Consider the following 26,735-nt stretch of genomic DNA (forward strand, 5'->3'; position numbering starts at 1 on the left):
CAGGCGTATTGAGGCCGAATAGCAAAATGGTTATGCAGTGGATTGCAAATCCACCTACGCCGGTTCGATTCCGACTTCGGCCTCCACTTCTAAAAAGCTCTGTAGATTCATGATCTACGGAGCTTTTTTATTTAGGGGGCGGTGAAAGTTTTTGTCTTGAAAAGGGCAATGGCCGCCTTGCTTCACCCAGGAGGGATGTATATATTTCCCCCTCTGTTGCACCAGCCTCGATCCTGTGGGATGCCTATCCGACAGTGTCACATGGCTTGACCGCGCTACCGCCCGAATGGCGAAACTGGTAGACGCATGGGACTTAAAATCCCCCGCTCGTAAGGGCGTGCCGGTTCGATTCCGGCTTCGGGCACCATCTATATCAAGGGTTTGCGAGCGAAAGCTAATGCAAACCCTTGTTTGTTTCTGGTCCGTAAAAATTGTTCGTCAGGTTTTAAGCGGTCTACAGCCTGCGCCGAAACGCTTCCAATATTTCCCGCATCCCTTTTTTCATCTGCAACTGCGCAATGGCGTCCAACGGGTGCCATACACAGTCGCTGATCTCATTCTGTGGCCTGGCGGCCGTCGAATCGTTGACCGCCGCCTCGAACACGTGATGCTCGGTACCGCCGTCATTGATCCGCATCAGGTAAAGCAGGCTTTCGGCGCTCAGCCCCGTTTCTTCCGCCAGTTCCCTTAGGGCGGCGTCGGCGTGGGTTTCGCCGCGCTCAACAGTACCGCCAGGCAACGCCCAGCGGCTCTTGGGCTTACGTACCAGCAGGATGTGGCGGTCTTCTTCGCAGATGACGGTCGCTCGAATCTTCATAACCTGGCCCAATCTCGACTGTCATTAAAGTGCAATATAACTGCAATATTTGAGCCTCGCTCCATTTCGGCGTTCAAGAAACGAAATGTTTCGTTTCTGTCCATGGGATCGCGCCCCATGGAAAAGGCTTCGTTTATTTCGCGGACGGTTGGAAAACGTCGAGGCAGGGCCGTTGTCGACGACCGATCATCGCCAAAAATGAATCAGCGCCGAAAAAACGCATCAATGTTGGGTGGACGAGCCGGCCCCGATGGGGGGAGCGAGGAATGATGACCACCGTTGAAGACTTCAAAGTCAGATCCCACGAGCTTCTGGTTGAGCTCGACGCAGCAACGTCGGAGATGATGGCGCTTATCTGTGTCCATCAAATGTCGGGAACCGCCTGGGACGAGGCGGTCCGGCGTCAGCACGAGGCCTATGAGCAATGGGTCGCCTACCTCAACGAGCGCTTGTAGCTGCACGATCGTCAACCGTAACAGCAAGTCAGATTCTTTGAACGGAGCTGGCGCGGCCATGCCTAATCCATAGACCGACAAGAGGATTGAGGCCATGTCTGAACTAGCCAGTTATTTCTGGATCGCCGTAGCGGTGTTGCTGTTGCTCGTGGACTTGTGGGCGATCGTCAGCGTCTTTCGCAGCGACAAGTCGGCCGGTACCAAGGCGGGCTGGGCGCTGTTGCTGATTATCTTGCCTGTCTTGGGCTTGATCATCTGGGGCGTGGCCGGGCCACGAGGCGTCAAGAACCCGCCTTCTTCCCCAGAACACAGCAAGGGCTGACGCCATGTGATGCGAACCACCCGGTCAGCGGTTTTTCCATTGGCCGCCGGTGGTTTCGCAATCCTTTTGTGCTTGCTGCACTTGTTGCGCGTCGTAGTAGTACCAGGTGACTTGGGCGTTGTCCGGGATATTCGCCGAGCCGCCGCTGCGATCCTTGCTGGTGGAATGGGGATTGGCCAGGGCTTCCTGAGTCAGTCTTGCCTGACACGTTGCCACGTAGCCCTCGGCGCAACGCTCGACGGGTTTCTTTTGAGTGCTCAGGGTCCCTTTGCTTTCGTTGCTGCAGGACCAGCCGATGGCCTCCGAGGGGACGCCCTTGTACTCATAGCAACTGCGGGTTTCGATTTCCTGTACCGCCTGGCTTTGGGATCGGGTAAGGACCTCGCAACCCTGCGCCATGACGGCGGCGGGGCAGGCACAGGCAATCAGCAGCAGGACTCTGGCATTCATGTTGGTTCTCCCTTATGACGGCTCTTGCATCGATACCTATCAATATCGAGGTGCAAACGTACGCCGTCGTTCCATCGGGTTTACAACCGGTGGAGCTCAGGGAAACCGGTGCGGCAAGCGTCGTTGACGAAGCTTTCCATCAACGAAACATATAGCGAAACCTATTAGCGAAATCTTGGCAACGGACGTTCCACAGGTTTGAGTGAAGAGAGGGCGCTCTGGATCGACGGGGCATCCTTTTCGATGTCGTTGAGCCGATCGCGGATGCGCACTGCAGCGGGATGGCCGCCCTGATGGTCGACCCAGTCGGCAATTTCCTTACAGGCCGCGGTCAGCCCCGCCTGGCGCGATTCCAATAAAGTGAGCAGGGTGGTGATGGACTCTTTTTCGGACATGTCACACCTCCATTCAACGTTGGATGAGGCAGCACGAAACCCATCGCTATGGACGGGTAAGGCTGCAATAAGGGTAGTTGAGATATTTCTGCGGCGTTGGATATCCGGCGCACGACTGGACAGTCGGTGCGCCGGACCCTTTCATGTCTTGTTCAGCCAGACTCCTTGACCCAGGATGGCGCGACGGAGGCTCGCCAGCGCACATCGGTAATGCCATATTTTTCTGCCATGGGTTTTGAAACCCGCTTGACCTTCTCCCTGCCGAATTTGGGGATGCGCCCAACACCCGCGTCGCAACTGGCCCAATGCCAAGCTTCGGAGTTATTCATCACTTCGGCGCGAATGATGAAAGACTTGGGCTCGCCATGGAGCATGTAGTCGATGATGTAAAGCGATGGACCGCCCATAAATCCTCCCTAATTGATCCTATACGGATGGATACGGAGGCGTTCGGAAAATTCCATTGGATTTCCGGACGGTCAAGAATGGGGTCTACAGGGAGAGTGTCGAGGGTTGCTGAACACCGTGCTCACGGTGCGGAACCAAACCCGGGTAACCTTCTCCAAGGTGAGCTTGAAAGCACCGGTGCCAAGGATCAAAGGCGACGTAACGTGGCACTGAATAAAGGCAAGACATGAACAATTTCGCCAGGGCGCTGGTCGTGGCGCTGTTTGTCCTGCACTTGTCGGGCTGCATCGGCCCGCCCATCGAATTGACCCCGCAAACCGAGGAACGCCTGCGCGTCCAGGCCCCGATCCGTTTCCTGCTGACATTCGATGATGGGCCCAGCGCATCGTCTTTCTGGAATCCGAGCGCCGACGTACTGGACGCATTGGACCGTAATCCGGTGCAGCCTGGGATCAAGGCGGTTTTTTTCGTCCAGACCCGAGCGCCACGGGCCGGTGGCAGCGAAATCGGCCGCTCGCTCATGCGTCGTGAGCATGCGAACGGACACTTATTGGGATTCCACACGGCTACCTATTGGCATACCAATCATCGATTCCTGGATCCGGATGAGTTGGAGCAGTCCCTGGCCAATGGCGCCAACGATATCGCTGTGATCACAGGCGCATCGCCAAACCTGGTACGGCCGCCATTCTGGAGTTTCGACAAGCGCACGTTTGCCGCTTATCAACGACACGGTATGCACGTATTGCTGACTGACTTGAGCGCCAATGATGGCAAGGTTTGGGGCATTACCGTGAGCCCACGACGGCGGATGAACCTCACGCGCCAGCTCTCCGAGGTCCGCGAGCGCATCGCGGATGGTCAATTGCCCACTGTGGACGGTGTGATACCGGTCGTCGTGACCTTCCACGACCTCAACCGATATACCGCCCGCCACGCTCGTGAATACCTACAGATCCTTTTGGACAGTGCCAGGGAGACCGGGCTCAGGACCGATGCGAAGCCGTTCTACGACGACAGCCGCGCCCTGGAACGAGCGGCGCTGGCTCGCACTGTTCGCGACACGTCCCAGCCCGTGCATCTGCCAGGTTTATGGGATTGGCTGTGGGATTCGGACTCCCATTGAATTGCATGGACGATGTCGCGACGCCCGGTAGGCACCGACGGGTGAACCGGGAGTATGGTAGGCAGCGTAACTCGGTACTTTGCAGGAGGTGATCACCATGAGTACTGCGATGCTGACGAAAATGCACATCAATGGCTATGACGTACTGAGCGTCAACAGCGGCCCTTGGCGAGTCTGTACCCAGGCTGATCGGCTGGGTTCCTTCGCCTCACGGGAGGAAGCGCTGGCCTACGCCGCCGCATTACCCGCCAGGAGACGCCGTAACGCCCCGTCCGGAAACGTCAAGTAGGGCCGCGTTCTGTTGACTGCGCGCAGGCACGGATGCCAGCCGCGCAGTCAAAGCGGGTCATGAGGCTGCCAGCTCCAGGGGCAGTTCCAGGGTAAACAGGGCGCCTTGCCCCGGTCCGTCACTGTAGGCCAGGAGACGGCCGTTCATTTCGACCGCCGCCAGGGCGCAACTGTGCAGGCCAAAGCCATGGCCGTCCTTGCGGGTCGTGAAGCCATGATTGAAGATCCTCGCCTGGTTTTCCTTCGAAATCCCTTCGCCACGGTCCTTGACGCTGACGCATAACGTCGTCTGGTCGACGATGCGGATTCCCAGGGTCATCTCCCGTGGGTGCTCAACGCTGGACATGGCGAACTTGGCATTGCTGATCAGGTTGATCAGGATCAGCAGCAGCCGGTGCTTGTCGCCGAGAATCACGGGAGCGTCCTGGTAATCCTTGATCACGGTGACATGATGCCGGCTCAGCGCCCCTGAATTCATGCGCAGGGCATCCTCGAACAGATCGGCGACGTTCAGCGGCTCGATCAGCCTCGCAGCCCCGGCGTAGGTTTGTTGGGTAGTGACGATGTCCTTGATGTGATCGATGCTTTTGGTCAACTGCGCCAGTTCTTCGATGAGCAGTGCTTGTTCGCCTGCAACAGAGTCCACCAGTTCATTGAAGTAGCGGGGCAACAACTTGCCTTTTTCGTCCTCGGTGATGAAATGACCCAGGTCGTCGGCATGTTCGTTCATCATTTTCACGGCTTTGCCCAACCCTTGCGTCTTGCTGTTTTTTAACTTGCGAGTGACCATGTCCGCGGAAATATTCACGCTGTTGAGGACATTGCCGACGTTGTGCAACACGTTCGTTGCAATCTCGGCCATGCCTGCCATGCGAGCGGCATCCACCAACTCCCGTTCGGCCTCCTTCAACTCGCGAGTGCGTTCCTGGACGCGTTCTTCCAGTTTGTCATTGGAAGTTTGCAGCTCATGGTTGATCTGGTTGATGACTGAATAACTGCGCACCAGCCGTACGGCCAGATAGATCATCAAAAGCGCCATCAGGCCGGCGCACACCGCCAGGTATATATGGTACTTACGGTCCGTGGCGGCGGTCCTGCGCTGCGTTTCGTTCAACAGCTCGTTGATGCTGTCCAGCTCCTGGGCCACTGGGATGACGCTGATGCGGTCCAGCAGGTCGTTGACCTGGGGCTGTTCGTGGATGATGGTTTTGACGTGGTGTATCAGTGACACAAACGCGGGCCGATAGAGGGCAGGCAGTTGGTCAATCTGATGTTCGAGTTCGCTTAACTGGTCCCGCACTTCCCGTTCTTTATCCGCCGTGACGTAAAGGGCGAACTCCAGGGTGGTCAAAGCCAGGTCCAGGACATTCGAGGCTGCGGTCAGGCGCGCGATCTCGCCGTTCGCCTTCATCTCCTGCAACAGGTTTTGTATTTCGTCTTCAACCGTTGGCAACTCATCCAGTGACGCCCGCAGGGTGGCGTTGTGCTGCTCGAACTGCTCGACCAGCAGATTTTTGTTCTTGACCGCATCCACGTATCCCTGGCGCCTTGACGCCCAGAGCGCCGCCAGCGGGCCGGAACTGTTCAAACGCTCCAATTGCTCCCAGCGAGTCTGCGCTTCGGGCGGTGGGGTGAGTGACAGGTTATTGTTGACGCCGATTTTCTTCCTGAGGATTTTTACGTTCCAGTTGGCGTCGGCTTGCTTGAGTTGGCGAATGAAGTCCCGTGATTCGAAATAGGTCGCTGAGTCGTATGTATAGGATTTTATTAAAAAGAAGATCAATGCGGAAAAGACAACAAGCGCCGCGGCCAACAGGACGGGCCACTTGTATTTATTGATCAGAATGGTCACAGGTTTCTCCTGCGCGGAACGGATGCCGAAACCGGACCTGGCGAGTGTGAGCAATTATCGGGATGACGGGCGGAGAATGGGATACAGGAGGGGAGTTGCGTTGTTTGTTTGCCTGGGTACACGGTGAGCTCCCTGCTAACGGTGAACGTCTGGTCATCAGTGAAGCAAGTGTAGCGTCAACCACCGGCGTCGACGTATCTGTCCAGACGCTGCACGGGAAAATGGCGCGGCCGGAATCGACCGCGCCGAGGGAGGTTACTTCAAATCGATAAAAGGCAGCGCGCTGTTCGGCAGCATGGTGGTGGGCAACTCACCGTTCCAACGCTCGGCCTTGGTCAGCTCCACCAGGTTCTGGTTGCTGGCCAGCGCCTGGGCGCGGGCCTTGATCGCCTCGGCTTCAGCCTTGCCACGCAGTTCCGTTGCCAGGGCATCGGCCTTGGCCTGGGCCACTTGCGAATCGGCTTCCGCCTGGGCCTGGGTCACCCGAATCTGCGCCTGGACCTGTTCGGTGGCGAGCTGCTGCTCACGGGTCTTGACCTGGACCTCGGCGGCCATGCGCGCTTCGATGGCCTTTTCGTAGGCATCGCTGAAATCGATGTTTTCAACCTGGACGCTGTCGATGATCACCGGCCCGGTAATCGTCGATTTGATCGCAGCGGAGATATCGTTGACCAGTTGGACGCGGTTCTGCACGGCGGCCACGGCGTTGAACTTGCCGAACACATTCTCCACCTGCGTCGGCACCTGCCGGCTGATCATCCGGTCGCGGATGCCTTCCAGATCCTTGAACTGGGTATAGACCTTCGCCACGTCGGAAGGCGCGATGTGCCACGACACCGACACTTTGAGCTCGGCCGATTGCTGGTCTTTGCTGTAGGCCTGCAAGTCGTCGTAGGAGGTTACCTGGCTCTGCGTGCTGATCAGGCGTACCGATTCGATAAATGGCGTCTTGAACGACAGCCCCGGCTCAACCACCCCGACCAGCGCGCCATTGCGCAGAAGCACGCCGCGCTCGGTTTCATCAACCGTGTACCAACTTCCGAAGAACACGCATAACAGGACCACGCCGACAATTGCAGCAGCGATCGAACCGATTGTTTTACGGGGCACTTTACTTTCCTTGAGTAGGCTAGGGGATGGCATGCACTGTTTCCTTTGTGAAGACCGTCACTGTTTTTTCAAACGCCAGACACGAAAAAGCCCTGACAAGTCAGGGCTTTAACGTTAGAAGATGGCGGAGGCGATGGGATTCGAACTCATGGACCTGTTACAGTCGACGGTTTTCAAGACCGTTGCCTTAAACCACTCGGCCACACCTCCGTATTGCGTTGCGGGCGCCATAATACCCGAATGAAACACACTGTCAAACTCTCCACGTAGCTTGTTACAGAGCGTCTGTTATGATCCTTGCCACTGAATGTTTCAAAACCGGAGGAGTGTCGCCATGCGCGAACAGGATTACGCAGTGAACAACAGCGTGCAGGCTGAGCAGCTAGAAGTTAGCCGCGTCCTGCGCAACACTTATGGCCTGCTGGCACTCACGCTCGCTTTCAGCGGTGTGATGGCCTTCGTCGCACAACAGATGCGCGTCGGTTACCCGAACATCTTTGTCGTGCTGATCGGTTTCTACGGCCTGTTTTTCCTTACCAACAAGCTCCGCGATTCGGCCTGGGGCCTGGTTTCGGCCTTCGCCCTGACCGGGTTCATGGGGTTCCTGCTCGGCCCGATCCTCAACCGTTACCTGGGCATGCAGGGCGGCGCAGAAGTGGTCAGCTCGGCCTTCGCGATGACCGCGCTGGTGTTCGGTGGCCTGTCGGCGTACGTACTGATCTCTCGCAAGGACATGAGCTTCCTGAGTGGTTTCATCACCGCCGGTTTCTTCGTGTTGCTGGGTGCGGTGGTGGCTAGCTTCTTCTTCCAGATCAGCGGCCTGCAACTGGCGATCAGCGCCGGCTTCGTGCTGTTCTCGTCGGTCTGCATCCTGTACCAGACCAGCGCCATCATCCATGGCGGCGAGCGTAACTACATCATGGCGACCATCAGCCTGTATGTGTCGATCTACAACCTGTTTGTCAGCTTGCTGCAGCTGTTTGGGTTGATGGGACGTGATGACTGATATTGCCGGAGTGTCCGGCTTGAGCTGTTGATTTGAGAAACGGCGCTTTTCCTGAAGGAAAGGCGCCTTTTTTTTGTCTGGGGCTTGCACCAGGTCGGCGTCCATCAACGGCTCTCACCCCATCGGAGGCAACCGCCGCTTCACCGGCGTCTTCTTGACAATAGCCGTATTGGTTTCCGCAAGAACGTTCAACTTATCCAACAAAACATCCAACTGTTCCATCGACCGCACATGCAGCCGCGCGATGAAACAATCCTCGCCAGTCACCTTGTCGCATTCAGTGAACTCGCCAATGGCCTGGATCTGCCGCTCCACCTCTTGCAACTGCCCTGGCAATGGGCGAATGCGCACGATGGCCTGGAGTTGATAACCAAAACACTTCGGATCGACTTCAACGGTATAGCCCCTGAGCACGCCACGCTCCTCGAGTCTACGCAGGCGTTCGGCAACGCTGGGGGACGACAGGCCGCTCAGGTTCGCCAAAGCCTTGAGCGAGCGTCGGGAATCATCCATCAGCGCCTTGATGAGGATTTGGTCGATGTCGTCAGTCATAACGGCTCCGTTAGGTAAATGGTCAAAATGGCCTTTATAAAAAAGGTCAAAAACCAGTTTAGCCTTTTTCAGGCCATGGAGAAGCGGCCCGGCGGCTCGGCATACTGTAGCCACTTACCGAAGGAGCCTGAAGATGGACAAGACCCTACGCCGCGGTTCGCTCGAAATGACCGCCGCCATGCTGATTTCCGGAACCATAGGTTGGTTTGTACTGGTGGCGGGCCTGCCCGTACTGGATGTGGTGTTCTGGCGTTGCGTATTTGGCGCCGTCACGCTGCTGCTGATTTGCGCGGGATTTGGTTTCCTGCGTCGGGATGTGCTGACGCGCACAACGTTCCTGCTGGCGGTACTCAGCGGCGTGGCAATCGTGGGCAATTGGGTATTGCTGTTCGCTTCCTATTCCCGCGCTTCGATTGCGATCGGTACGGCGGTGTACAACGTCCAACCGTTCATGCTGGTCGGGCTGGCGGCGTTGTTCCTGGGCGAAAAGATCACCGCGCAAAAGCTCTTCTGGCTCGCGGTTTCGTTCCTTGGGATGCTGGCGATCGTCAGCGCCCATGGCGAACAAGGGCAGGGTGGCGAGGACTATCTGGCGGGCATCGCCCTGGCGTTGGGTGCGGCTTTGCTGTACGCCATTGCGGCGTTGATCATCAAGCGGCTCAGCGGCACGCCACCCCATTTGATCGCGCTGATCCAGGTCAGCACCGGGATACTGCTGTTGGCGCCATGGGCGAATCTCTCGACGTTGCCGCAGCAACCCGAGGCCTGGGCCAGCCTGCTGACCCTCGGCATGATTCACACCGGTATCATGTACGTGCTGCTATACAGCGCGATCCAGCGGTTGCCGACAGCCGTGACCGGCGCGCTGTCCTTTATCTATCCGATCGCGGCGATCTTCGTCGACTGGTTCGCCTTCGGTCATCGCCTCGAACCGCTTCAGTGGCTGGGGGTGGCGGCGATCCTGCTGGCTGCTGCCGGCATGCAACAGGGCTGGGGCGTCAAATGGCGGCGCCCGGCCCTGTCGTAACCAGCGAGCGGTCTCAGAAAATGTAGTCGGTGGTCAGGAAATTCGAATCCCGCTCGCGGATGATGTCGCTGATAAGCGCCTTGTTGCTCTCCTGGAATTTGGTTGCCACCAGCGTACGGATCGAAAAAGTGCGTAGCGCATCATGGACCGACAATGTGCCTTCGGCGGAATTTTTCCGGCCGTTGAAAGGGAAGGTGTCTGGGCCGCGTTGGCACTGGGCGTTGATGTTGATGCGCCCGACCTGGTTGGCGAAGGTGTCCACCAGCTTGCCGACTTCAGCTGGGTGGGTGCCGAAGATACTCAGTTGCTGGCCGAAGTCGGATTCGAGCACGTAATCGACCACGGTGTTCAGGTCACGGTACGGCACGATGGGCACGACGGGGCCGAACTGTTCTTCGTGATACACACGCATCGCTGTGTTCACCGGGTATAGAACCGCCGGATAGAAGAACGAAGCCCGGGATTCGCCACCGTGCTGGTTCATCACCCCCGCACCCTTGGCGATGGCATCGGCCACCAGGGCGTGCAAATAATCGACCTTGCCGGCTTCGGGCAGTGGCGTCAGCGCCACGCCATCTTCCCAAGGCATGCCGGGTTTCAGCGCGGCGAGTTTGGCATTGAATTTCTCGATGAACGCCGGGGCGACGTCTTCATGAACGAACAGGATCTTCAGGGCCGTGCACCGCTGCCCATTGAAAGAAAGCGAACCGGTGAGCGCTTCGCTGACGGCATTGTCCAGGTCGACATCGCGTAACACCAGGCCGGGGTTTTTTGCATCCAGCCCCAGGGCGGCGCGCAGGCGATGCGGGCGCGGGTGGAGTTTCTTGAGGTCGCTGGCAGCCTTGTTGGTGCCGATGAAGGCGAATATGTCGATCTTGCCGCTGGCCATCAGTGCGCTGACGGTCTCTCGGCCGCTGCCGTAGATCACATTGATGACGCCCGCAGGAAAGCTGTCGCGAAAGGCTTCCAGCAGCGGACGTATCAGCAGCACGCCGAGCTTGGCCGGCTTGAAGACCACGGTGTTGCCCATGATCAGCGCGGGAATCAGCGTGGTGAAGGTTTCGTTCAGCGGATAGTTGTACGGGCCCATGCAGAGGGCGACGCCGAGGGGCACGCGGCGGATCTGCCCCAGCGTGTCCTGTTCCAGCTCGAAGCGGCTGGAACGACGATCCAGCTCCTTGAGGGCGTTGATAGTGTCGACGATATAGTCGCAGGTCCGGTCGAATTCCTTTTGGGAGTCCTTGAGATTTTTGCCGATTTCCCACATCAGCAGCTTGACCACTGCTTCACGTCGTTCACGCATGCGCGCCAGGAAGCTCTCGACATGGCGGATGCGTTCGGCGACGCGCATCGTCGGCCATGTGCCTTGGCCGCGATCATAGGCCCGGACGGCGGCGTCAAGCGCGGTGAGCGCCGTCTCGGCGTCCAGCAGCGGCGTGCTGCCGAGGATCACTTGTTCATCGCCGTTCGGGCCGGCCAGGTAAACCGGGCTGCGCACGGTGGCCAGTGGTCCTTGCCAGGTTCTCAAGACGCCATCGACCAGGTATTCCCGTTGTTCGACGGGATCACCGAGACGGTAGGCCTCTGGGATATCCGCGGCGCTGGGAAATAAATGGGAGAGCAGGGTGGCGGTGGTCATATCGTTACTCCATCAATGAAATGAGCCATGGGCTGACAGTCTGCGGCGCTTCTAGCGTTATACGCCTTAATGAAGGTGATTTCGAAGTGGCAAGGGCGTGCGGCTGTCCTGCCTACGCCCCTGCCACCATTGCGTTGAATGCATGAAGCCGGTGTTTACCAACGCATCCGCACGCCCAGGCTGGCGATGACGCCGTTGAGGTCGTTGTCGTCGACGTCACTGCTGTAGTCGGCGCTGACATACAGGCTCACCACTGGGGTGACCCGGGCAACCAGGCCCAGGCCGACTTCAACGGTCGAAGATTTGCGGCTGCTGCTGATCTTGTCGACTTTGTCCAGGGTAACGGTGTCGGCGCTCTGGACCGTGTGCCACAGGTTGGTGCGCACGTACGGCTCGACGCCCAGGCCGTTGACTTGGTAGGCCCCTTTGAGCCGGGCGCCGACGCGACCGCTCCAAGTGCTCAGTTCGCTGCTGTCGCCATTTTCGCCGTTCGGCGTATCAAGGCTGATGCGCTGGTTGATCAACTGCGCCTGGGGTTCGACCACCCAGTTTTCGCTGATGCCGATGGGGAAGCCGCCTTCGACCGACAGCGTGACGGCGCTGCCCTCGGTGGCTTGACGTTGACCCTGTTCGTTCAGGCTGAACCCGTTGACCCGCCCCCCGCTGGCACTCAGGTCCACGTGCCAGCCCGCGGGGCCGGTCAGGCTCCAGTAGGCTCCAAGATTCTGCCCCTCCAGGCTCAGGGTTTCCTGGCCCGGCTTGGCGAGAGCCGGCGCGACCAGCATTGCGCTGCCATTGGCTGTGATCCGGCTCTGGCCGCTGATCAAACCGACGCGCTGGGTATGGCCATTGTTGTTGCGAAGCGTGAAGAGCGCGGGACTTTTGCCCGAAGCGGGGTCGTTGCCCGTTGGGTGGTCGGCGGGTGTTCGGTCGTACCAGGGGGCAGTGAGAGGGTCTTCCAGTTCGGCCAGCACTTGCATCGACGAACACAGCAACAGGGAGGTCGAGACGGTGCAGAGGGTGGTTTTGAGTTCCTGCGGGCGGGGGGAAGTTTTCATGGGGGTCTGCCTTGCAATCGCATGCATTTCTCGCTTAGGGCGTCTCTCCTACCCCGAATGAGGGGCGACCGAATGGATGAGGCAAACCTCTGGCGACCCGCGATGGCGGGGTTCCAGAGGCCTGCCCCTGACTGTGTTTCCGGGGGTAGTACGTTGTATTCAAGAAGACCAAAGCGGTTGCGTCAAGAAATTGGCCGACAAATGGCATAGTGAAATCAGGGAGCGCTAACCCAATGATTTCACGCGGATAAAAACGATCCTATTTAGGCGTCAATTCATCGTCGTCTGCGCCTCACCAACTGATTCTCACGCCCACATTGCCCGCCACGCCGCGTTGCTGGTTGCTGTCCAGGTTATTGCTGTAGTCCACGCCGGCATAGGCGCTGACGCTCGACGCCAGGCTAACGACCAAGCCAACGCCCAGGTCCGCCGTGGAGGCGCGTTGTTCGGTCTCGATCCGTTGGGTGTCGTCGAATGTCACCGTGTCGGTGCCGGAAAAGGTGTGCCAGATATTGGCTCGTAGATAGGGCTCCACCGGCAAGCCGCTGACTTGATAGCTGCCCTTGAGCCGGGCGCCTAGGCGGCCAGTCCAGGCGCTGTCGGAGTCGAATTCGACCTTTGAAATCCCATCGTCCTGGCTGTCCAGGCTGATCTTCTGATGAATGATCTGGGCCTGGGGTTCGAAGACCCAGTCGCGAGCTACCGCAAACGGATAGCCGGCCTCCGCCGATAGGGTCAAGGCGTGCCCGCGATTGTCGATTTTGACGCCACGTTCGGAGCGGTTATCGCCATTCAGGCGGGTGCCCATGACCACCGCATCGATGTAGCCACCCGAGCGGTCGATGAGGGTCCAGTAAAGGCCATAGCTGTCGCCATCGAGCTCGATCTTGCCAGCGCGCCGGCCTTGGAACCCGAGGTTGAAGCCGTCAACGTTACCGTTCAGTTCGGTGTGGCCGACAAAAAAACCGATACGCTGGGTCCGATCGTCGGACGTCGGGGCGGCGTACAAGTCGTGGCCGACCTGGAAACCCTTGATGGAACCGTCGAACCGGGGCGTTACCGTGCCCGCCCAGGTTTGATCGAGGTCCTTGCCGTAGGCCCGGCCCCAACCCGCGCCGAACGCGCCGGTTTCCGACAGCAGGCGCTGGTCGCCTTGCCGATCGTGAAACGTACCCAGGGCCATCAGCGTCAATTGCGCGGCGGCTGGGGGCAGTACTGACCAGGTAGGGACTTCGGGGCGGTACAAGGGAATCGGCGCAGCGCCCGGCACGGCGGCCGGCAGCGGCGGCAGCGTCGGGCTGGGCGCTGCGACCGGGCCCGCCACTACCGTGGAGCGCAGGTACCAGTTGTTGGCGTTGCCGGCCACGCCGCCCTTGAACAGGCGATAGTCGAATGCACCGGCCGAGACGGATTGCGCCAGTGAAAAGGCGCTGCTATCACTGACGGCTCCGCTCTGGGCCTGGACCAGTTCGATGCCGTCCTGGGTAGTCAGGCCGCCGGCGCCACCCAGATTCGTGACGGTGATGGCGGTGCCGCCTGTCAGGGTGCCACCGTTGACCACCAGTTTGTCACTGGGCGAATCATCGGCCCCAAGCACCGTTTGCAGGCGTAGCTGGCCGCCATTGCCGGCGTAATTGCCTTGCACGGTGAGGGTGTCGTTGGTGCGGGTGTTGCCGTCGGCAAGATCAATTGCTCCGGCATTGTTGAGCGTGGTCATCTGGCCTGAAGTAAACGGCGCGATGACGCCTTGGGTCGAGGTCAATACGCTGCTGCTGTCGATGTTGAACACACCCGTGCCGGTGACGTTGTCGCCCAGCAGCAGCGTGTCGCCCAAGTCCAGGCGCGAGCCTTGGGTCAGGCTGACGGTTTCCCAGTTGTCATAACGGGCTCCGGTACTGGACGTGCTGCCCTCGAAGGTCAGGTTGTCCTGGCCCAAGCCTCCGTCCAGGCTGGGCGTGGGGGCGAGTCCCGCCTCGGTGAGATTCTGCAACAGAGCGGTGTCGGTGCCGTCGCCCATCAGAATGGCTGAGCGGATGGTGCCGCCGCTCCATTGGAATCGATCGTCGCCGGCACTGGTCCGGACCTCGCCGCCGATTTCCCCGCCACTGACGGTCACGCTGTCGTTGCCACCGCTGACGCTGACATTACCGCCGATGCGTCCTTCGGACAGGATGATGGTGTCCCTGCCGAAGCCGGTGACGAGGTTGCCGATGATTTCCCCACCTGACATGTCGAAGACGTTGTCATCGAGCTTCATGTCGACCCTGCCGATGGTGCCGCCGGTCATCTGGGCGATGTCGCCATCTTCGAACGCGTCGACGATGGTGCCGCCAGTCATCAGGAACGTATCGAGGCCATCGCCTTGGGAGATCGATAGAATCCGGCCGCCATTCATTTCAAACGCGTCGGCTTGCGAGCCTTGCTCGACGTCGCCATCGATCACACCGTTGGCGTTGATTTCGATGCGGTCGGTTCCGGCATCGAACACGACGTCACCCTGAACGAGGCCACTGCCTGAGACCGTCAGGTTGTTGTTGCCCGACAGATCCGTAAGCCCGGTTGCACTCGTGCCACTGTCGCACACGTAAGTGTCGTCGCCTGCCGTGGGTGACAATGTGCAAGCCGCCATCGCTGATGAGGCAGGAAGCAGGAACGGAGCCGCTACCCACAAGGCGTTGAACAGACGATTGAGATGCCGATCGCGCCGAATCATGTGCTATCCCTCTGCATGGGCATCCATGGCATGCCTGTTTCAGCATGGGTTGCACGACAGATGGCACACAGGACCCGGCAACGCTCGCTGTATGGAAAGGCACGCTAGCAACGAATCAAAGGCGTCGCTACTGTCAGATCTTACAGGTCGGTTTACCCGGATCAGGGGCTACAGATGCACTTCCACCGCCAACGGCAGGTGATCGCTCAAGTGCGTCCAGGGCTTGTTCCCGAGGATCTGCGGGGCGTGGCTGGTGGCGTTGCGCAGGTAAATGCGGTCCAGGCGTAGCAGGGGGAAGCGGGCGGGGTAGGTCCGGGCAGGACGCCCGTGATGGTGTTCAAAGGCCTCGTGCAGGTACTGGCGACGGGCAAGCGTGGTGTTGCCGCGCAATTGCCAATCGTTGAAATCCCCGGCGATGATCACCGGAGCGTCCTCGGGGAGAGAGTCAAGCAATTTGCAGAGCAGCTTGAGCTGCAATTGGCGATGGCTTTCCAGCAGGCTCAGATGCACGCAGATCCCGTGGACTTCGGCATGGCCCGGCACGTCCAGCACACAATGCAGTAACCCGCGCCGTTCGGGACCGGTGATTGACACGTCGAGGTTGCGGAACTGGCGGATCGGGTATTTGGAAAGCAGCGCGTTGCCGTGATGTCCGTCGGGGTACACCGCGTTCCGGCCGTAGGCGAAGTCGCTCCACATGCTGTCGGCGAGAAATTCGTATTGCGAGGTCTGGGGCCAGTTGTCGTAGCGCAGGGCATGTCGATCATGTTCACCAAGCACCTCCTGAAGGAAAACCAGGTCGGCACCTGTGGCGCGCACCGCTTCGCGCAGCTCCGGCAAAATGAAACGACGATTGAGGGCTGTAAAGCCTTTATGGGTATTCACCGTGAGAACACGCAGTCGATGAATCGCCGCGGGTGCGTCCAGCGGCACTGATTCTTCGACCCGCCAGTGGGGATCGCGAGTCACGTTCACTCCTGAGTCAGACGTCTCTGTTCATGCGACTCATGGCGACTGCGGCAGTTCCGGAATTCTTGCCGGACAAAACTCCAAGGCAAAAAATGTGGGGGCGAGCCTGCTCGCGATAGCAGTAGGTCAGCTTGACGAGATGTTGGCTGGGCCGCTATCGCGAGGAAGCTCGCTCCCACAGGGCTGGAGGTCAGATAAATACAATTTCGTACGGCATGCCCATGCGATCGAGAATGACCCTCGGCACCAGCGGTGCGATGCCGTTGGTGGGCTCGCTGCCGAGCTGGCTGGCATAGGCGTGCATGGCGTGACGCTTGCGGGCGGTGGTCCACACGTCCAGCCGTAATTTGCGCGCCCGATGCCAGGGGATCCTGTTCTGCTCACGAACCGGCCAGTGCCAGGCCCATACGGGCAGTTCGTTGAACACCGCTCCGACGGTCTCAGCGGCCAAGGCTCCAGCGCGGCCGACCGTGTCGTGGTCGCTGTCGCCGTCCAGGCGCCAAGTGCTGAACACCACGTCGCCAGGTTTGAGGTAATGGCCGATGAACGCGGTCAGTTGGGCTTCATGTTCGGCGAGGCCCTTTTCCGGGAACCCTCCGCGGACCCACTGCAGGCCATTGGAAGGCACGCCCAGGCGATGCAGGGCGTCCACGCTCTCCTGGGGATGCGGGCGAAACGTGCGCAGCCGCTCATCGGACCACAGTGGCGAGCCCGGATGGCTCAGGCTGCCGTCGGTGACCGAGATCAGCAACATCGGTTGGCCCAGGTTGCTCAACAACTGGAGCAACCCACCGCAGGCGCCGACTTCGTCGCCAGGGTGCGGGGCAAGGATGACCGCGCGGGCGCCCGCGGGTATGAGTGTCTGGGTGCTGATGATCGGAATATCGGCCAGTTGCGGCGCGCTGTTCCAGATTTGCGGGTGATGCCGGCCTTGCAACCGAGAGGCAGGTTTCATGAGATACGTCCTTGTCGTGTCCAATCGTTCAGTCACGCATCGGGCCAGCCGCCCAATGTCGCCCCTTGGGAGCGATGACTGTGATTCGCGATGTTCCGAGTCCTGGAATCGACCGCAGGCGAAGTATTGACCATGCCAGCGGATTCGTCGCGTCAGAATGTGTATCTGAACCGGTTTTTTTTGTTCGAACTGTGTTGCGCGTGCAGCAGGGCGCGTCCTTGCGCCAGCCGACTCGGGGAAGGTCCCTTATTCCTCTTCTTCGCGTTGAAGCTCGAACAGCAGCAGTGAGCGCCCGGTCACGGAATATTCGAAATCGAAATCGAAACGCTCCTGGCCACGCACCGCGGGTTGGTTGGTGTCCACCATGCAGGTCCAGAAACTCCCTTCGGGCACCTCTGGCAGGCGGAAGTTGACGATGTCGTGGTGCGCGTTGACCACCAGCAACAATGTCGCGTCGCCGCCCTTGCGGCGGATGCCGGTCTCCTGTGCGCGGCCGTCCATCAACATGCCGAGGCAACGGCCTTGGCCATCCTGCCATTGTTCGACGGTCATCTCGCTTGCGTCGGGGGCCAGCCAGGTCACATCCTTTACGCCGATGTCCTCGTTGTAATTGCCGACCAGGAATCGACCGCGTCGCAGGATCGGGTAGGACATGCGCAGTTTGATCAAGCGCTTGACGAACTTCAGCAACGCCTGGCCATCAGCGCTCAGGTCCCAGTTGACCCAGCCGATTTCGCTGTCCTGGCAGTAGGCATTGTTGTTGCCGTGCTGGGTTCGGGCGAACTCGTCGCCAGCGACAATCATTGGTGTGCCTTGGGCCAGGAGCAGGGTGGCGAAGAAGTTGCGCATCTGCCGATGACGCAGCTCATTGATCTCGGGATCATCCGTCGGGCCTTCGACGCCATGGTTCCAGGACAGGTTGTTGTTGCTGCCGTCCTGGTTGTTCTCGTCGTTGGCTTCGTTGTGCTTGTCGTTGTAGGAGACCAGGTCGTGCAACGTGAAGCCGTCGTGGGCCGTGACGAAGTTGACCGAGGCGTATGGCCGTCGGCCACGCTGGTTGAACATCTCGCCCGAGGCGGTCATGCGGCTGGCGAAGTCGGCCAGTTGGCCGTCGTCGCCTTTCCAGAAGGCGCGCACGGTGTCGCGGAATTTGTCATTCCATTCGACCCAACCTGGCGGGAAGCGTCCGACCTGATAGCCGCCGGGGCCGCAGTCCCAGGGCTCGGCGATCATTTTTACCTGGCGCAGCACCGGGTCCTGGCGACAGGCGACGAGGAAACTGTGGCGTTCGTCGAAGCCGTCGTGATACCGGCCCAGAATGGTCGCCAGGTCGAAGCGGAAGCCGTCCACGTGCATTTCCGTGGCCCAGTAGCGCAACGAGTCGGTGACCATTTGCAGCACGCAGGGATGACTCAGGTCCAGTGTATTGCCGGTGCCCGAATCGTTGATGTAGTAGCGCTTGTCGTCGGGCATCAGCCGGTAGTACGACGCGTTGTCGATGCCTCGCATGGACAACGTCGGGCCCTGTTCATTGCCCTCGGCGGTGTGGTTGTAGACCACATCGAGGATGACCTCCAGATTGGCCTCGTGCATGTGTGCGACCATTTCCTTGAACTCGGCAATCTTGCCGCTGGCCAGGTAGCGCGGATCCGGGGCAAAGAAGGCGATGCTGTTGTAGCCCCAGTAGTTGGTCATGCCCTTTTGCAGCAGGTGCTGGTCGTTGACGAACGCGTGGATGGGCAGCAATTCCACAGACGACACGCCCAGCTTGCGAATGTGTTCCAGGACATCGTCGACCATCAGGCCAGCGAACGTACCACGCAGGTTCTCCGGCACCGAGGGATGGCGCATGGAGATGCCGCGCACGTGGGTTTCATACAAGATGGTCTTGTCCCACGGCACGCTGACCCGATGATCGCGGCCCCAGGTATGGGCCGGGTCGATGACCTTGGACTTGGGCACGAATGGCGCGCTGTCACGCTCATCGAAACTGAGATCGCCATCGGGATGGCCAATGGTGTAGCCGAACAGGGCTTCCGACCATTTCAGCTCGCCCACCAGTTGCTTGGCGTAGGGGTCGATGAGCAGCTTGTTGGGGTTGAAGCGGTGGCCGTTCTCGGGGTCGTACGGGCCGTAGACGCGGTAGCCATAGATCAGCCCCGGATGTGCGTCCGGTAGATAGCCGTGGTAGATCTCATCGGTGTATTCCGGCAGTTCGATACGCTCGAGTTCCACCTCGCCTGTGTCGTCGAAGATGCACAGTTCGACCTTGGTGGCGTTGGCCGAGAACAACGCGAAATTGACCCCCAGGCCATCCCAGGTCGCGCCGAGTGGAAACGGCAGCCCTTCACGTATCCGCGAAGCCTCGATAACGGGCGGCGGCGTGGTATTTTTCGGACGGGTCATAGTTGCTCCTGCAAAAGACAGATACGGTGGTGCGCTGCACGCAGGGCTGCGTGCTTTGCGCTTGTGGCGAGAAGACAAGTCTGCACGCCACAAGCAGGCCTCTTCGTTGAAAGAAGCACTGGCTTGGGAACGATGAGTCCGCGGGTTCAGACCGCCGGGGGCTTGCGCGTGGCGCGTGGCTTTTTAGCGCTAGCCTTGTCGGCGGGCGGGACCATTGCCGCGGTAGCTGCCGAAGGCTTGGTCGCGGGCTTGGCCTTGGGCGCGGTGCTCTTGGCGGCGGCCTTGGCGACGGTGGCCTTGGCGGCAGCAGCCGGCTTGGTGCCGTCAGTCTTGCTGGCCGCGGATTTGCTCGGTGCTTTCGGTGGTTTGCTTGGCGCCAGGGCTTCGGCCTCCGCCAGCTTGCGTGCCATTTCCCAATGGCGCTCTTCTTGCCCGGCAGGCTTACCTTCCGACTCCCAGATCTGATAGGCGAATTCACGAATGCGTTTATCGTCGGTACTCATCGCAGTGCTCCTGACTTGACTCAAGATTCAATAAAGACATTGACCGGGAAATCCCCCAGTGCGGCGCTGACCATCAGCTCCCTTTGGGGTGTGACTGCTGCGCTTGCAAAAAGTCCCCTCAGTTTTGCTCCCTCGGTGGCAAACGGTAGCGAGATGCGCGTGTCGCCCCAGTCCGATGCAGCGACCTGGGGCAGGGCACTGTTTTCCAGCAGGCGCGCCGTGTGAATCGGCACCACGACGATCGCCCGTTGCTGCTGGTGTTGGCGCACGAATGCCAATACGTGCTCGGCATGCTTACCCTGTACCGGCAACGGCTCGTAGCTGCCCTGGCGGAACAGTTGCGGATACTCGGACCGCAAGGCCAGCGTCCGCGCGATCAGTGCCTGCTTGACACACCCGTCGCGCCAATCACGCACAAGCGCCACGGGGGCGCTGTCGGCCTGCATCGCCTCACGGCGGGCCTCGAAATCCACTGGGCGACGGTTGTCCGGATCCACCAGGCTGAAGTCCCAGAACTCGTTGCCCTGGTACAGATCCGGTACGCCGGGGACGGTCATGCGCAGCAAGGTTTGCGCCAGGCTGTTGAGGGCGCCCGCTGGAGCGATGGCCTGCACGGCTTCGGCGATGGCGCAGCGCAGAGGCAAGCCCTCATCGCACAGCAGCAACCGCTCCAGGAACATCTGCGTTGCCTGCTCATAAGAATCGTTGACGGCGGCCCAACTGCTTTGCAGCTTGGCTTCGCGCAACGCCTTGCGCTGCCATTGCCACAAGCGTTCGGCATAGCTGGCCAAGGCCTTGGGGTCCTGCAAGTCAAGGTCCAGCGGCCAACTTCCGAGCAGGGCCTGGTAAAGAATCAACTCGTCACCGGCCGAAGGGGCGGCCGGGTCACTGTGCAGCGACGGGGCGAGGATGCGCCATTGCTCCACGCACGCGGTGTACCAATCCGGGCGTTCGCTGATCACCGCCAGCCGTGCTCGAGTGTCTTCCCCGCGTTTGTGGTCGTGGGTGGCGGTGGTCACCAGGTTGTCTGGGAAATGCTCCAACCGCTCGAAGCAGGCCCCGTGGAACTCCTGAGCCGGCGCGCTGAACCGTTCGGTGTTGTAGCCCACGTCATTGCGCGACAGCAGCACCGCCGAACGATACAGCGCAGTGTCTTCGACAGCCTTGGCGGCGGCCGGCGAAGTCAGTTGCTGGAAGCGCACGCAAGCGTGGCGCAGCCGTTTGCGCTCGCTGCCCCGAGGTCGCCCGCGCCAAGGCATGCCACCGAGCCAGTCGGCCAGGCAGTCAAGCACCGGCCAGTCGGCTTCGCTGAGGGTTTGCCGGGCGCCTTCCAGGGCCTTCTGGAAAAACACCTCATCTTCGGCGGAGCGACCCAGCGGGGTGATATAGGTGCGGTACACCGGGAAATGCACGATCAGTTCCTGCAATGCCCGTCGAATGGCACCCAGGGTAAGGTCGCGGGTCATCACGTCATCCCGCGCCACCTGCAACAGGGCTTGGGCCACGCTTTCGAAGTCCCCGGCCAGGGATCCATTGAGAATCTGCTGGCGGGCCAGGCGCGCCTCTTCGATAAAATGCGCTGGCCGTTCACTGTGGCGGCTCCAGAATTCAGCGAGGGGCTCGGCGCCGGCCGGGTTGTGTTGCAGCAACGAAATCTGGTTCATGAATTCGTAACCGGTGCTGCCGTCAACGTTCCAATCCCGGCGCAGGGTTTCGCCATCGCCAAGGATTTTCTCCACGAAAATCGGCAGATGCCGTGACGGGGACAGCGAGTCGACGCGCCGGCGCAGCTTGCGGCAGTAGCCCCGGGGATCGGCCAGGCCGTCAATGTGATCGATCCGCAGCCCGTCCACCAATCCTTCGGCAATCAGCTCGAAGATTTTCGCATGGGTCGCTTCGAATACCGCCGGCCGCTCGACCCGTAGGCCGCCCAGTTCATTGACATCGAAAAAACGCCGCCAATTGATATCGTCCGCCGCCGTACGCCAACTGGCGAGACGGTAGCTCTGACGTTCCAGCAGCCGATGCAGGCGTTCGAAACCTTCCGGCTGCGTGGAGTCGTAGCCGCGCAGGGTGACCTCGATGGCGTCGAGTATCGCGGGCTCCGCTGCCAGGTCTCGCAGTTCCTGTTGCAAGGGACGGGCGAGGGAGTGGGCATCGGTCTGGTAGTTCAACGTGGTAAAGCGCTCGGCCAGGCCCTTGAGCGACTCGATCTGCTCGGCTGCCAGGTCGTCCGAAGGCTTTAGCAACTCACCGTACTGCATGGGGCAGACAGGGAAGCGATGCTCATAATGCTCGACATAAAAGCTGCCCTGCGTGGCATCAAAGCGCAGTTTCAGCGTGCCTTCTTGCAGGGCCACGCCGTAGTCGCTACCCAGGAAGGGCAGGAGCAGTTGGCCTTCCATCAACGGGTCGGGGGAATGCCATTGGATGTCGAAAAATTCGCCATAGGGGCTCAGCCGTCCCCATTCCAGCAGGTCCAGCCACCACGGATTGTCATTGCCGCCGACGGCCATGTGGTTGGACACGATGTCGAGGATCAGCCCCATCCGATGTTCGCGCAGGGTGGCGACAAGGCGCTTGAGCGCGGCTTCACCCCCCAGCTCGGGGTTGACCTGGGTCGGGTCGACCACATCGTAGCCATGCATGGATCCGGCCCGCGCCTTGAGCAGCGGTGAGGCATAGATATGGCTTATACCCAGCGACGCGAAGTAAGGCACTTGCGGTATGGCGTCGTCGAGGGTGAAGCCCTTGTGAAATTGCAGGCGTAAGGTGGCCCGCAGGGATGGAGTCATTTTATCGTTCATCGGTCACGCTCGTTCGCCTGAAGCCTCGCGCAGGCGAGTATTTCCAGACGCCGTGCGGCGTCCGGGTCGTCCAGCAGCGCTCCGCTCTCCAGAGCCAGGCGCCGCCGCCAGTTAGGGTGGGTGTCGGTGGTGCCGGGGAGGTTGGCCTGCTCGTCGATGCCCAGGGCATCTTCCAACGGCAGCAGTACCAACGGCGCTCGGGTATGCCCGAGAAAGCGCACGCTGGCGTCCAGCACCTGGTCGGTTTCGCGGTGTTCCTCGCGGAAGTTCTGCGGGTCCTGGTTCAGCGCGTTGCGCAACCCTTTGCGTTCACGCTGGCGATGTTTGCGCCAATCCATTTCGGTGTGGGAATCGATCAGCTCCAGCCGGGCATTCCAGTCGATGTCGTGGCCGTGCCACCAGCCGTTGAGAGTGGGCAGGTCATGGGTGCTGGTGGTCGCCAGGGCGTCGTCGGGCCAATCGAGAATGGGCTTGAAGTGCGTGTTGTACTGTTCGAACAACAACACGCGCATGCCGAGGATCGAGCGCGCCGCCAGTTTTTCACGCAGGCCGTCGGGCACCGTACCCAGGTCCTCGCCCAGGACGATGGCCTGGTGACGATGGGACTCCAGGGCCAATAGCCGCAACAGGTCGTCGATGGGGTAGTAGAGATAGGCACCGTCGGTGGGCGGGGCATCGTTGGGGATCACCCATAGCCGTTGCAATCCCATGATGTGGTCGATGCGCAAGCCACCCGCGTGGGCGAAATTGGCCCGCAGCATCTCGATGAAGGCGCGAAAACCATTGCGAACCAGGCCCTCGGGGGAGAACGCGGAGATGCCCCAACCCTGGCCCGAGCGATTGAGGATGTCGGGGGGCGCGCCCACGGTAAGGGACGCGAGCAATTCGTCCTGCCGGCTCCAGGCCTGGCTGCCGGCGCCGTCGGCACCCACCGCGAGGTCGGCGATCAGGCCGATGCTCATGCCGCTGGATTTGGCGGCGCTCTGGGCACGCTCCAGGCAGCGGGCGATCAACCATTGGCAAAAAGCGTAGAAGCCGATTTCGTCAGCGTTTTCTTCGGCGAAACGGGCGATTGCCGGGCTGCGCGGGTCCCGCCATTCTTCGGGCCACTGTCGCCAGTCGAGGCTTTCGCCGCGAGCCGCGCGTTCGGCCTGGAGGGCTTCGAAGCGGCAGTGATTCTCCAAGGCTTCTCCACTGCTATGGCGGAAGCTGCTGAAGTCTTCGTGCAAAGGGTGCTCGCCCTGGCTGAAGCCGTCATACAGGGCGCGAAGCACCCGTTGCTTGGCTTGGGCAGCAACCGGCCAGTCGATAAGCGGCTGCTCTTCAAGGCTGCGCAATTGGTTGGTCAGGCCGCTGGCGTCGATCGCCGTGCGCAGCGCACGCTCGCCCAGGATGGTGCCCGGCGCGGCATACAGGCTGTTGAGAAACAACCGGCTGGAAGGCGAGTAAGGGCTGTAGCGGCCGGTATCGCTGCTGAACATCGCATGCATCGGGCTGATAGCCAGGGCATCGGCGCCGCGTTCGCCCGCGACCCGCGCCAGCTCTTCGAGGGCCTGGGTGTCGCCGAAGCCGCCATCACCCGGGCGTCGTAGCGAATAAAGCTGTGCGCTCAAACCCCAGGCCCGAGGCGTTGGATCATCCACGGCATCGGCCACGCTGTAGCAACGGGCCGGCGCCACCGCCAGGGTGAAATGTTGGCCCTGGATGCTCACGTGCTGATACCCCACCGGGACGATCCCGGGGAGAGCGGCATCGGCATCGAGCTTTGAGCTCATCGTCGCGCCGTCCTCGAGTTGGATTTCGCAAGGCGTGCCGGGCTCGAAATAACGGCTCAGGTCGACATTGACGCCGACGTCCGCCGTGATCAGCGGTGGCAGGCGGTGGTTCTGTTGGTCCTCTTGCAATTGCAACAGGCTGGCGTCGATTTCCTGCGCGCTACCGGCGGGATGGCCCAGGCCGGTGAGGACCGAACGCAGGACCGCCGGCGATACTTTCTGGGCCCGGCCGTTGGCGTCGATCCAGTCCACCGCCAGGCCTGCCCGGCCAGCGAGGATTTCCAATTGCGCATCACTCATAGGCGCTCTCCAGTAAGGGTGGGCAAGGTTGCCGCTTGCGTCAGACTGACCAGCGCGCTGTAGGGCGTGAGTACCCCCTGTTGCAACAGACCCATGGCCTGCGGTGGATGTTCGAAAAGAATCTGCGCATCTTGCGGGGCGCTGTGGTTGACAGGCTTGTCGCTGAGGTTCAGGTCGATGCGCAACACGCTGCCATCGCCCATTTGCCAGCGTGCGCTGACGGCGCCGTGACCCAATACGTCGGCGCCCAAGGCATGGGCGGCGGGCAGGCGCGGAACGATTTCCTCCCGACGGATTTTCAGCAGTAGGCGATAAAGAGCTTCACTGGCCAGTTGCTCCGGCTGGTGCGCCTCCAGGTTGGGCCTTGAGGCGTCAAACGTACTGGCCGCGTTCGGATCGGGGATCCGTTCACGCTTCTGCGGATCGGCAAAGGCGCTGAAGGCCTTGAACTCGTTGCGGCGGCCTTCACGCACCAGCTCGGCCAGTTCGCCGTGGTGGCTGGTAAAAAACAGGAACGGTTGTTCAGCGACCACCTCATCGCCCATGAACATCAGCGGAATCATCGGCGACAAAAGCAATAGGGCGGTCGCGGCTTGCAGGGCTTGCGGCGGCGCCAGTTGATGCAGACGTTCACCGAGGGCGCGGTTGCCGATCTGGTCGTGATTCTGCAGGAACAGCACGAACGCGCTGGGCGGCAAGTGACCGCTGGGCTCCCCGCGGGATTCGCCATGGCGGTTGGTATGGCCCTGGAACACGAAGCCCTGGCTCAGGCAGCGGGCGAGTTTTTCCGTCGGTTGCTCGGCATAGTCGGCGTAGTAAGCGTCGGTCTCGCCCGTCAGCAGCACGTGCAGCGCGTTGTGTCCGTCATCGTTCCACTGGGCGTCGTAGCCTTGTTCCAGAAGGCTGGCCTGGTTGTGTTCGTTCTCGACGGTCAGCCAGACATACCGTGTCGGGTCCACCTGCTGACGCACCCTGGCGGCCAGTTCCTGAAGGAAGTCGGGGTCTTCGATGGCGTGAACAGCGTCCAGGCGCAGGCCGTCGAAACGGTACTCCGACAGCCACATCAGCGCGTTGTCGATGAAGAAGTCACGGACCTCGCGGCGCCGGAAATCAATCGCCGCGCCCCATGGTGTGTGCTTGTCTTCGCGAAAGAAGCCCTTGGCGTAGCGGTGCAGGTAGTTGCCGTCGGGGCCGAAGTGGTTGTAGACCACGTCCAAGATGACTGCAATTCCATGGCCATGGGCGCTGTCGATCAAGTGCTTGAGCTGGTCCGGCGTACCGTAAGAAGCCTGGGGCGCGTACGGCAGCACGCCGTCGTAGCCCCAGTTGCGGTCTCCGGGAAACTGCGAGAGCGGCATCAGTTCAATGGCCGTGACGCCAAGCCCGGCCAGGCGCGCCAGCTGTTGTTCGACACCTTCGAAACCGCCCAGGGCGCCGACGTGTAGCTCATAGATGACGGCATCGTACCAGGGGCGTCCGCGCCAACCGGTGTGCCGCCATTGATAAGCGTGGGGGTCGACCACCACGCTGTGGCGGTCAATATCGCCATCCTGGGACCTGGAAGCCGGGTCAGGCACTTGCAGTTCACCATCGATGTTGTAGCGGTAGCGAGTGTCGGCGGGGCAACGGGCCTGGATCATGTGCCAGCCGTTGGCCTGGGGCAGCATCGGTATGGATTCTCCAGTGTCGAGTTCGACACTGACATAAAGGGCATCAGGGGCCCACAGGGCGAAACGGGTGTGCTCTGGATCAAGCAGGACCGCGCCGTGGGTCCAGGTTTCAGGCGTCCTTGACGGCATCGG

23 protein-coding genes and 3 tRNA genes are annotated in these 26,735 nt (G+C 60.6%); 8 read left to right on the forward strand and 18 right to left on the reverse strand.

Annotated features, from left to right (window positions below):
• Window positions 1-12: 12 nt before the first annotated feature.
• Window positions 13-86: transfer RNA gene (locus M1D68_RS11405), tRNA-Cys, on the forward strand.
• Window positions 87-280: 194 nt separating this feature from the next.
• Window positions 281-367, forward strand: a tRNA-Leu gene (locus M1D68_RS11410).
• An 87-nt stretch (window positions 368-454) separates the two neighbouring features.
• Here the strand turns inward: M1D68_RS11410 and M1D68_RS11415 are convergent.
• Window positions 455-817, reverse strand: a complete 363-nt coding sequence (locus M1D68_RS11415; RefSeq protein WP_434611568.1) for an NUDIX hydrolase — start codon at window positions 815-817, stop codon at window positions 455-457.
• Window positions 818-1,083: 266 nt separating this feature from the next.
• Here M1D68_RS11415 and M1D68_RS11420 point away from each other — a divergent pair, with 266 nt between their 5' ends.
• Window positions 1,084-1,272, forward strand: coding sequence for a hypothetical protein (locus M1D68_RS11420; protein WP_420766787.1), 189 nt, complete (start codon window positions 1,084-1,086; stop codon window positions 1,270-1,272).
• 94 nt (window positions 1,273-1,366) lie between these two features.
• Complete coding sequence (locus tag M1D68_RS11425; RefSeq protein WP_420766788.1) at window positions 1,367-1,594, forward strand: PLD nuclease N-terminal domain-containing protein; 228 nt, start codon at window positions 1,367-1,369, stop codon at window positions 1,592-1,594.
• A 24-nt stretch (window positions 1,595-1,618) separates the two neighbouring features.
• Here the strand turns inward: M1D68_RS11425 and M1D68_RS11430 are convergent, their stop codons facing one another.
• From M1D68_RS11430 to M1D68_RS11440, 3 genes are all read right to left on the reverse strand, one after another.
• Window positions 1,619-2,044 (reverse strand): hypothetical protein, encoded by a 426-nt coding sequence (locus M1D68_RS11430; RefSeq protein WP_457970396.1) that lies wholly within the window; start codon window positions 2,042-2,044, stop codon window positions 1,619-1,621.
• A 164-nt stretch (window positions 2,045-2,208) separates the two neighbouring features.
• Window positions 2,209-2,439, reverse strand: a complete 231-nt coding sequence (locus M1D68_RS11435; RefSeq protein WP_420766790.1) for a hypothetical protein — start codon at window positions 2,437-2,439, stop codon at window positions 2,209-2,211.
• A 152-nt stretch (window positions 2,440-2,591) separates the two neighbouring features.
• A complete protein-coding gene (locus M1D68_RS11440) occupies window positions 2,592-2,846 on the reverse strand; it encodes a DUF6555 family protein (RefSeq protein ID WP_039588765.1) in 255 nt (84 codons plus the stop codon).
• Between the two features lie 227 nt (window positions 2,847-3,073).
• Here M1D68_RS11440 and M1D68_RS11445 point away from each other — a divergent pair, with 227 nt between their 5' ends.
• Both M1D68_RS11445 and M1D68_RS11450 read left to right on the forward strand, forming a co-directional pair.
• Entirely contained in the window at window positions 3,074-3,973 is a 900-nt protein-coding gene (locus M1D68_RS11445) for a polysaccharide deacetylase family protein (RefSeq protein WP_457970398.1), read from the forward strand.
• A gap of 97 nt (window positions 3,974-4,070) precedes the next feature.
• Window positions 4,071-4,262, forward strand: a complete 192-nt coding sequence (locus M1D68_RS11450) for a DUF2188 domain-containing protein (RefSeq protein ID WP_420766792.1) — start codon at window positions 4,071-4,073, stop codon at window positions 4,260-4,262.
• Window positions 4,263-4,319: 57 nt separating this feature from the next.
• Here the strand turns inward: M1D68_RS11450 and M1D68_RS11455 are convergent, their stop codons facing one another.
• The 3 genes from M1D68_RS11455 to M1D68_RS11465 form a co-directional block, all read right to left on the reverse strand.
• A complete protein-coding gene (locus tag M1D68_RS11455; protein ID WP_457970400.1) occupies window positions 4,320-6,113 on the reverse strand; it encodes a DAHL domain-containing protein in 1,794 nt (597 codons plus the stop codon).
• Between the two features lie 255 nt (window positions 6,114-6,368).
• The gene (locus tag M1D68_RS11460) at window positions 6,369-7,223 is read right to left on the reverse strand and encodes a prohibitin family protein (RefSeq protein ID WP_420766794.1); all 855 of its coding nucleotides are present in this window, start codon (window positions 7,221-7,223) and stop codon (window positions 6,369-6,371) included.
• A gap of 122 nt (window positions 7,224-7,345) precedes the next feature.
• Window positions 7,346-7,433, reverse strand: a tRNA-Ser gene (locus tag M1D68_RS11465).
• A 124-nt stretch (window positions 7,434-7,557) separates the two neighbouring features.
• On the opposite strand from M1D68_RS11465, the gene M1D68_RS11470 reads away from it, so the two are divergent.
• Window positions 7,558-8,229 (forward strand): Bax inhibitor-1/YccA family protein, encoded by a 672-nt coding sequence (locus M1D68_RS11470; protein WP_039588756.1) that lies wholly within the window; start codon window positions 7,558-7,560, stop codon window positions 8,227-8,229.
• Window positions 8,230-8,343: 114 nt separating this feature from the next.
• Here M1D68_RS11470 and M1D68_RS11475 read toward each other — a convergent pair whose 3' ends face one another.
• A complete protein-coding gene (locus M1D68_RS11475) occupies window positions 8,344-8,781 on the reverse strand; it encodes an Lrp/AsnC family transcriptional regulator (protein ID WP_457970402.1) in 438 nt (145 codons plus the stop codon).
• A 133-nt stretch (window positions 8,782-8,914) separates the two neighbouring features.
• On the opposite strand from M1D68_RS11475, the gene M1D68_RS11480 reads away from it, so the two are divergent.
• Entirely contained in the window at window positions 8,915-9,808 is an 894-nt protein-coding gene (locus tag M1D68_RS11480; RefSeq protein ID WP_420766796.1) for a DMT family transporter, read from the forward strand.
• Window positions 9,809-9,821: 13 nt separating this feature from the next.
• Here the strand turns inward: M1D68_RS11480 and M1D68_RS11485 are convergent, their stop codons facing one another.
• From M1D68_RS11485 to treZ, 10 genes are all read right to left on the reverse strand, one after another.
• Window positions 9,822-11,447, reverse strand: a complete 1,626-nt coding sequence (locus M1D68_RS11485) for an NADP-dependent glyceraldehyde-3-phosphate dehydrogenase (RefSeq protein WP_420766797.1) — start codon at window positions 11,445-11,447, stop codon at window positions 9,822-9,824.
• A 155-nt stretch (window positions 11,448-11,602) separates the two neighbouring features.
• A complete protein-coding gene (locus tag M1D68_RS11490) occupies window positions 11,603-12,505 on the reverse strand; it encodes an autotransporter domain-containing protein (RefSeq protein ID WP_420766798.1) in 903 nt (300 codons plus the stop codon).
• Between the two features lie 292 nt (window positions 12,506-12,797).
• A complete protein-coding gene (locus tag M1D68_RS11495; RefSeq protein WP_434563846.1) occupies window positions 12,798-15,218 on the reverse strand; it encodes an autotransporter family protein in 2,421 nt (806 codons plus the stop codon).
• A 168-nt stretch (window positions 15,219-15,386) separates the two neighbouring features.
• Complete coding sequence (locus M1D68_RS11500; protein WP_420766800.1) at window positions 15,387-16,187, reverse strand: endonuclease/exonuclease/phosphatase family protein; 801 nt, start codon at window positions 16,185-16,187, stop codon at window positions 15,387-15,389.
• A gap of 190 nt (window positions 16,188-16,377) precedes the next feature.
• Window positions 16,378-17,142 carry a PIG-L deacetylase family protein gene (locus M1D68_RS11505; RefSeq protein ID WP_434563848.1) on the reverse strand — a complete coding sequence of 255 codons (765 nt, stop codon included), beginning with the start codon at window positions 17,140-17,142 and terminating at the stop codon, window positions 16,378-16,380.
• A gap of 246 nt (window positions 17,143-17,388) precedes the next feature.
• The gene (gene glgX / locus M1D68_RS11510) at window positions 17,389-19,548 is read right to left on the reverse strand and encodes a glycogen debranching protein GlgX (protein ID WP_420766802.1); all 2,160 of its coding nucleotides are present in this window, start codon (window positions 19,546-19,548) and stop codon (window positions 17,389-17,391) included.
• A 146-nt stretch (window positions 19,549-19,694) separates the two neighbouring features.
• The gene (locus tag M1D68_RS11515; RefSeq protein WP_420766803.1) at window positions 19,695-20,051 is read right to left on the reverse strand and encodes a DUF2934 domain-containing protein; all 357 of its coding nucleotides are present in this window, start codon (window positions 20,049-20,051) and stop codon (window positions 19,695-19,697) included.
• A 20-nt stretch (window positions 20,052-20,071) separates the two neighbouring features.
• Window positions 20,072-22,858: a malto-oligosyltrehalose synthase gene (locus M1D68_RS11520; protein ID WP_457970406.1), complete on the reverse strand. Its 2,787-nt coding sequence runs from the start codon at window positions 22,856-22,858 to the stop codon at window positions 20,072-20,074.
• Window positions 22,855-24,933 (reverse strand): 4-alpha-glucanotransferase, encoded by a 2,079-nt coding sequence (malQ, locus tag M1D68_RS11525; protein ID WP_457970408.1) that lies wholly within the window; start codon window positions 24,931-24,933, stop codon window positions 22,855-22,857. The genes M1D68_RS11520 and malQ overlap by 4 nt, the downstream gene beginning before the upstream one ends.
• Window positions 24,930-26,732, reverse strand: coding sequence for a malto-oligosyltrehalose trehalohydrolase (gene treZ / locus M1D68_RS11530; protein ID WP_457970410.1), 1,803 nt, complete (start codon window positions 26,730-26,732; stop codon window positions 24,930-24,932). The genes malQ and treZ overlap by 4 nt, the downstream gene beginning before the upstream one ends.
• Between the last annotated feature and the right edge of the window lie 3 nt (window positions 26,733-26,735).

Source organism: Pseudomonas sp. R4-84 (assembly GCF_054130985.1).

What these genes read in the sequence shown, in the direction of transcription:
- M1D68_RS11415 (WP_434611568.1), bottom strand. Translation starts at nt 817, where the DNA reads ATGAAGATTCGAGCGACCGTCATCTGCGAAGAAGACCGCCACATCCTG.
- M1D68_RS11420 (WP_420766787.1), top strand. Translation starts at nt 1,084, where the DNA reads ATGATGACCACCGTTGAAGACTTCAAAGTCAGATCCCACGAGCTTCTG.
- M1D68_RS11425 (WP_420766788.1), top strand. Translation starts at nt 1,367, where the DNA reads ATGTCTGAACTAGCCAGTTATTTCTGGATCGCCGTAGCGGTGTTGCTG.
- M1D68_RS11430 (WP_457970396.1), bottom strand. Translation starts at nt 2,044, where the DNA reads ATGAATGCCAGAGTCCTGCTGCTGATTGCCTGTGCCTGCCCCGCCGCC.
- M1D68_RS11435 (WP_420766790.1), bottom strand. Translation starts at nt 2,439, where the DNA reads ATGTCCGAAAAAGAGTCCATCACCACCCTGCTCACTTTATTGGAATCG.
- M1D68_RS11440 (WP_039588765.1), bottom strand. Translation starts at nt 2,846, where the DNA reads ATGGGCGGTCCATCGCTTTACATCATCGACTACATGCTCCATGGCGAG.
- M1D68_RS11445 (WP_457970398.1), top strand. Translation starts at nt 3,074, where the DNA reads ATGAACAATTTCGCCAGGGCGCTGGTCGTGGCGCTGTTTGTCCTGCAC.
- M1D68_RS11450 (WP_420766792.1), top strand. Translation starts at nt 4,071, where the DNA reads ATGAGTACTGCGATGCTGACGAAAATGCACATCAATGGCTATGACGTA.
- M1D68_RS11470 (WP_039588756.1), top strand. Translation starts at nt 7,558, where the DNA reads ATGCGCGAACAGGATTACGCAGTGAACAACAGCGTGCAGGCTGAGCAG.
- M1D68_RS11475 (WP_457970402.1), bottom strand. Translation starts at nt 8,781, where the DNA reads ATGACTGACGACATCGACCAAATCCTCATCAAGGCGCTGATGGATGAT.
- M1D68_RS11480 (WP_420766796.1), top strand. Translation starts at nt 8,915, where the DNA reads ATGGACAAGACCCTACGCCGCGGTTCGCTCGAAATGACCGCCGCCATG.
- M1D68_RS11485 (WP_420766797.1), bottom strand. Translation starts at nt 11,447, where the DNA reads ATGACCACCGCCACCCTGCTCTCCCATTTATTTCCCAGCGCCGCGGAT.
- M1D68_RS11490 (WP_420766798.1), bottom strand. Translation starts at nt 12,505, where the DNA reads ATGAAAACTTCCCCCCGCCCGCAGGAACTCAAAACCACCCTCTGCACC.
- M1D68_RS11495 (WP_434563846.1), bottom strand. Translation starts at nt 15,218, where the DNA reads ATGATTCGGCGCGATCGGCATCTCAATCGTCTGTTCAACGCCTTGTGG.
- M1D68_RS11505 (WP_434563848.1), bottom strand. Translation starts at nt 17,142, where the DNA reads ATGAAACCTGCCTCTCGGTTGCAAGGCCGGCATCACCCGCAAATCTGG.
- glgX (WP_420766802.1), bottom strand. Translation starts at nt 19,548, where the DNA reads ATGACCCGTCCGAAAAATACCACGCCGCCGCCCGTTATCGAGGCTTCG.
- M1D68_RS11515 (WP_420766803.1), bottom strand. Translation starts at nt 20,051, where the DNA reads ATGAGTACCGACGATAAACGCATTCGTGAATTCGCCTATCAGATCTGG.
- M1D68_RS11520 (WP_457970406.1), bottom strand. Translation starts at nt 22,858, where the DNA reads ATGAACGATAAAATGACTCCATCCCTGCGGGCCACCTTACGCCTGCAA.
- malQ (WP_457970408.1), bottom strand. Translation starts at nt 24,933, where the DNA reads ATGAGTGATGCGCAATTGGAAATCCTCGCTGGCCGGGCAGGCCTGGCG.
- treZ (WP_457970410.1), bottom strand. Translation starts at nt 26,732, where the DNA reads ATGCCGTCAAGGACGCCTGAAACCTGGACCCACGGCGCGGTCCTGCTT.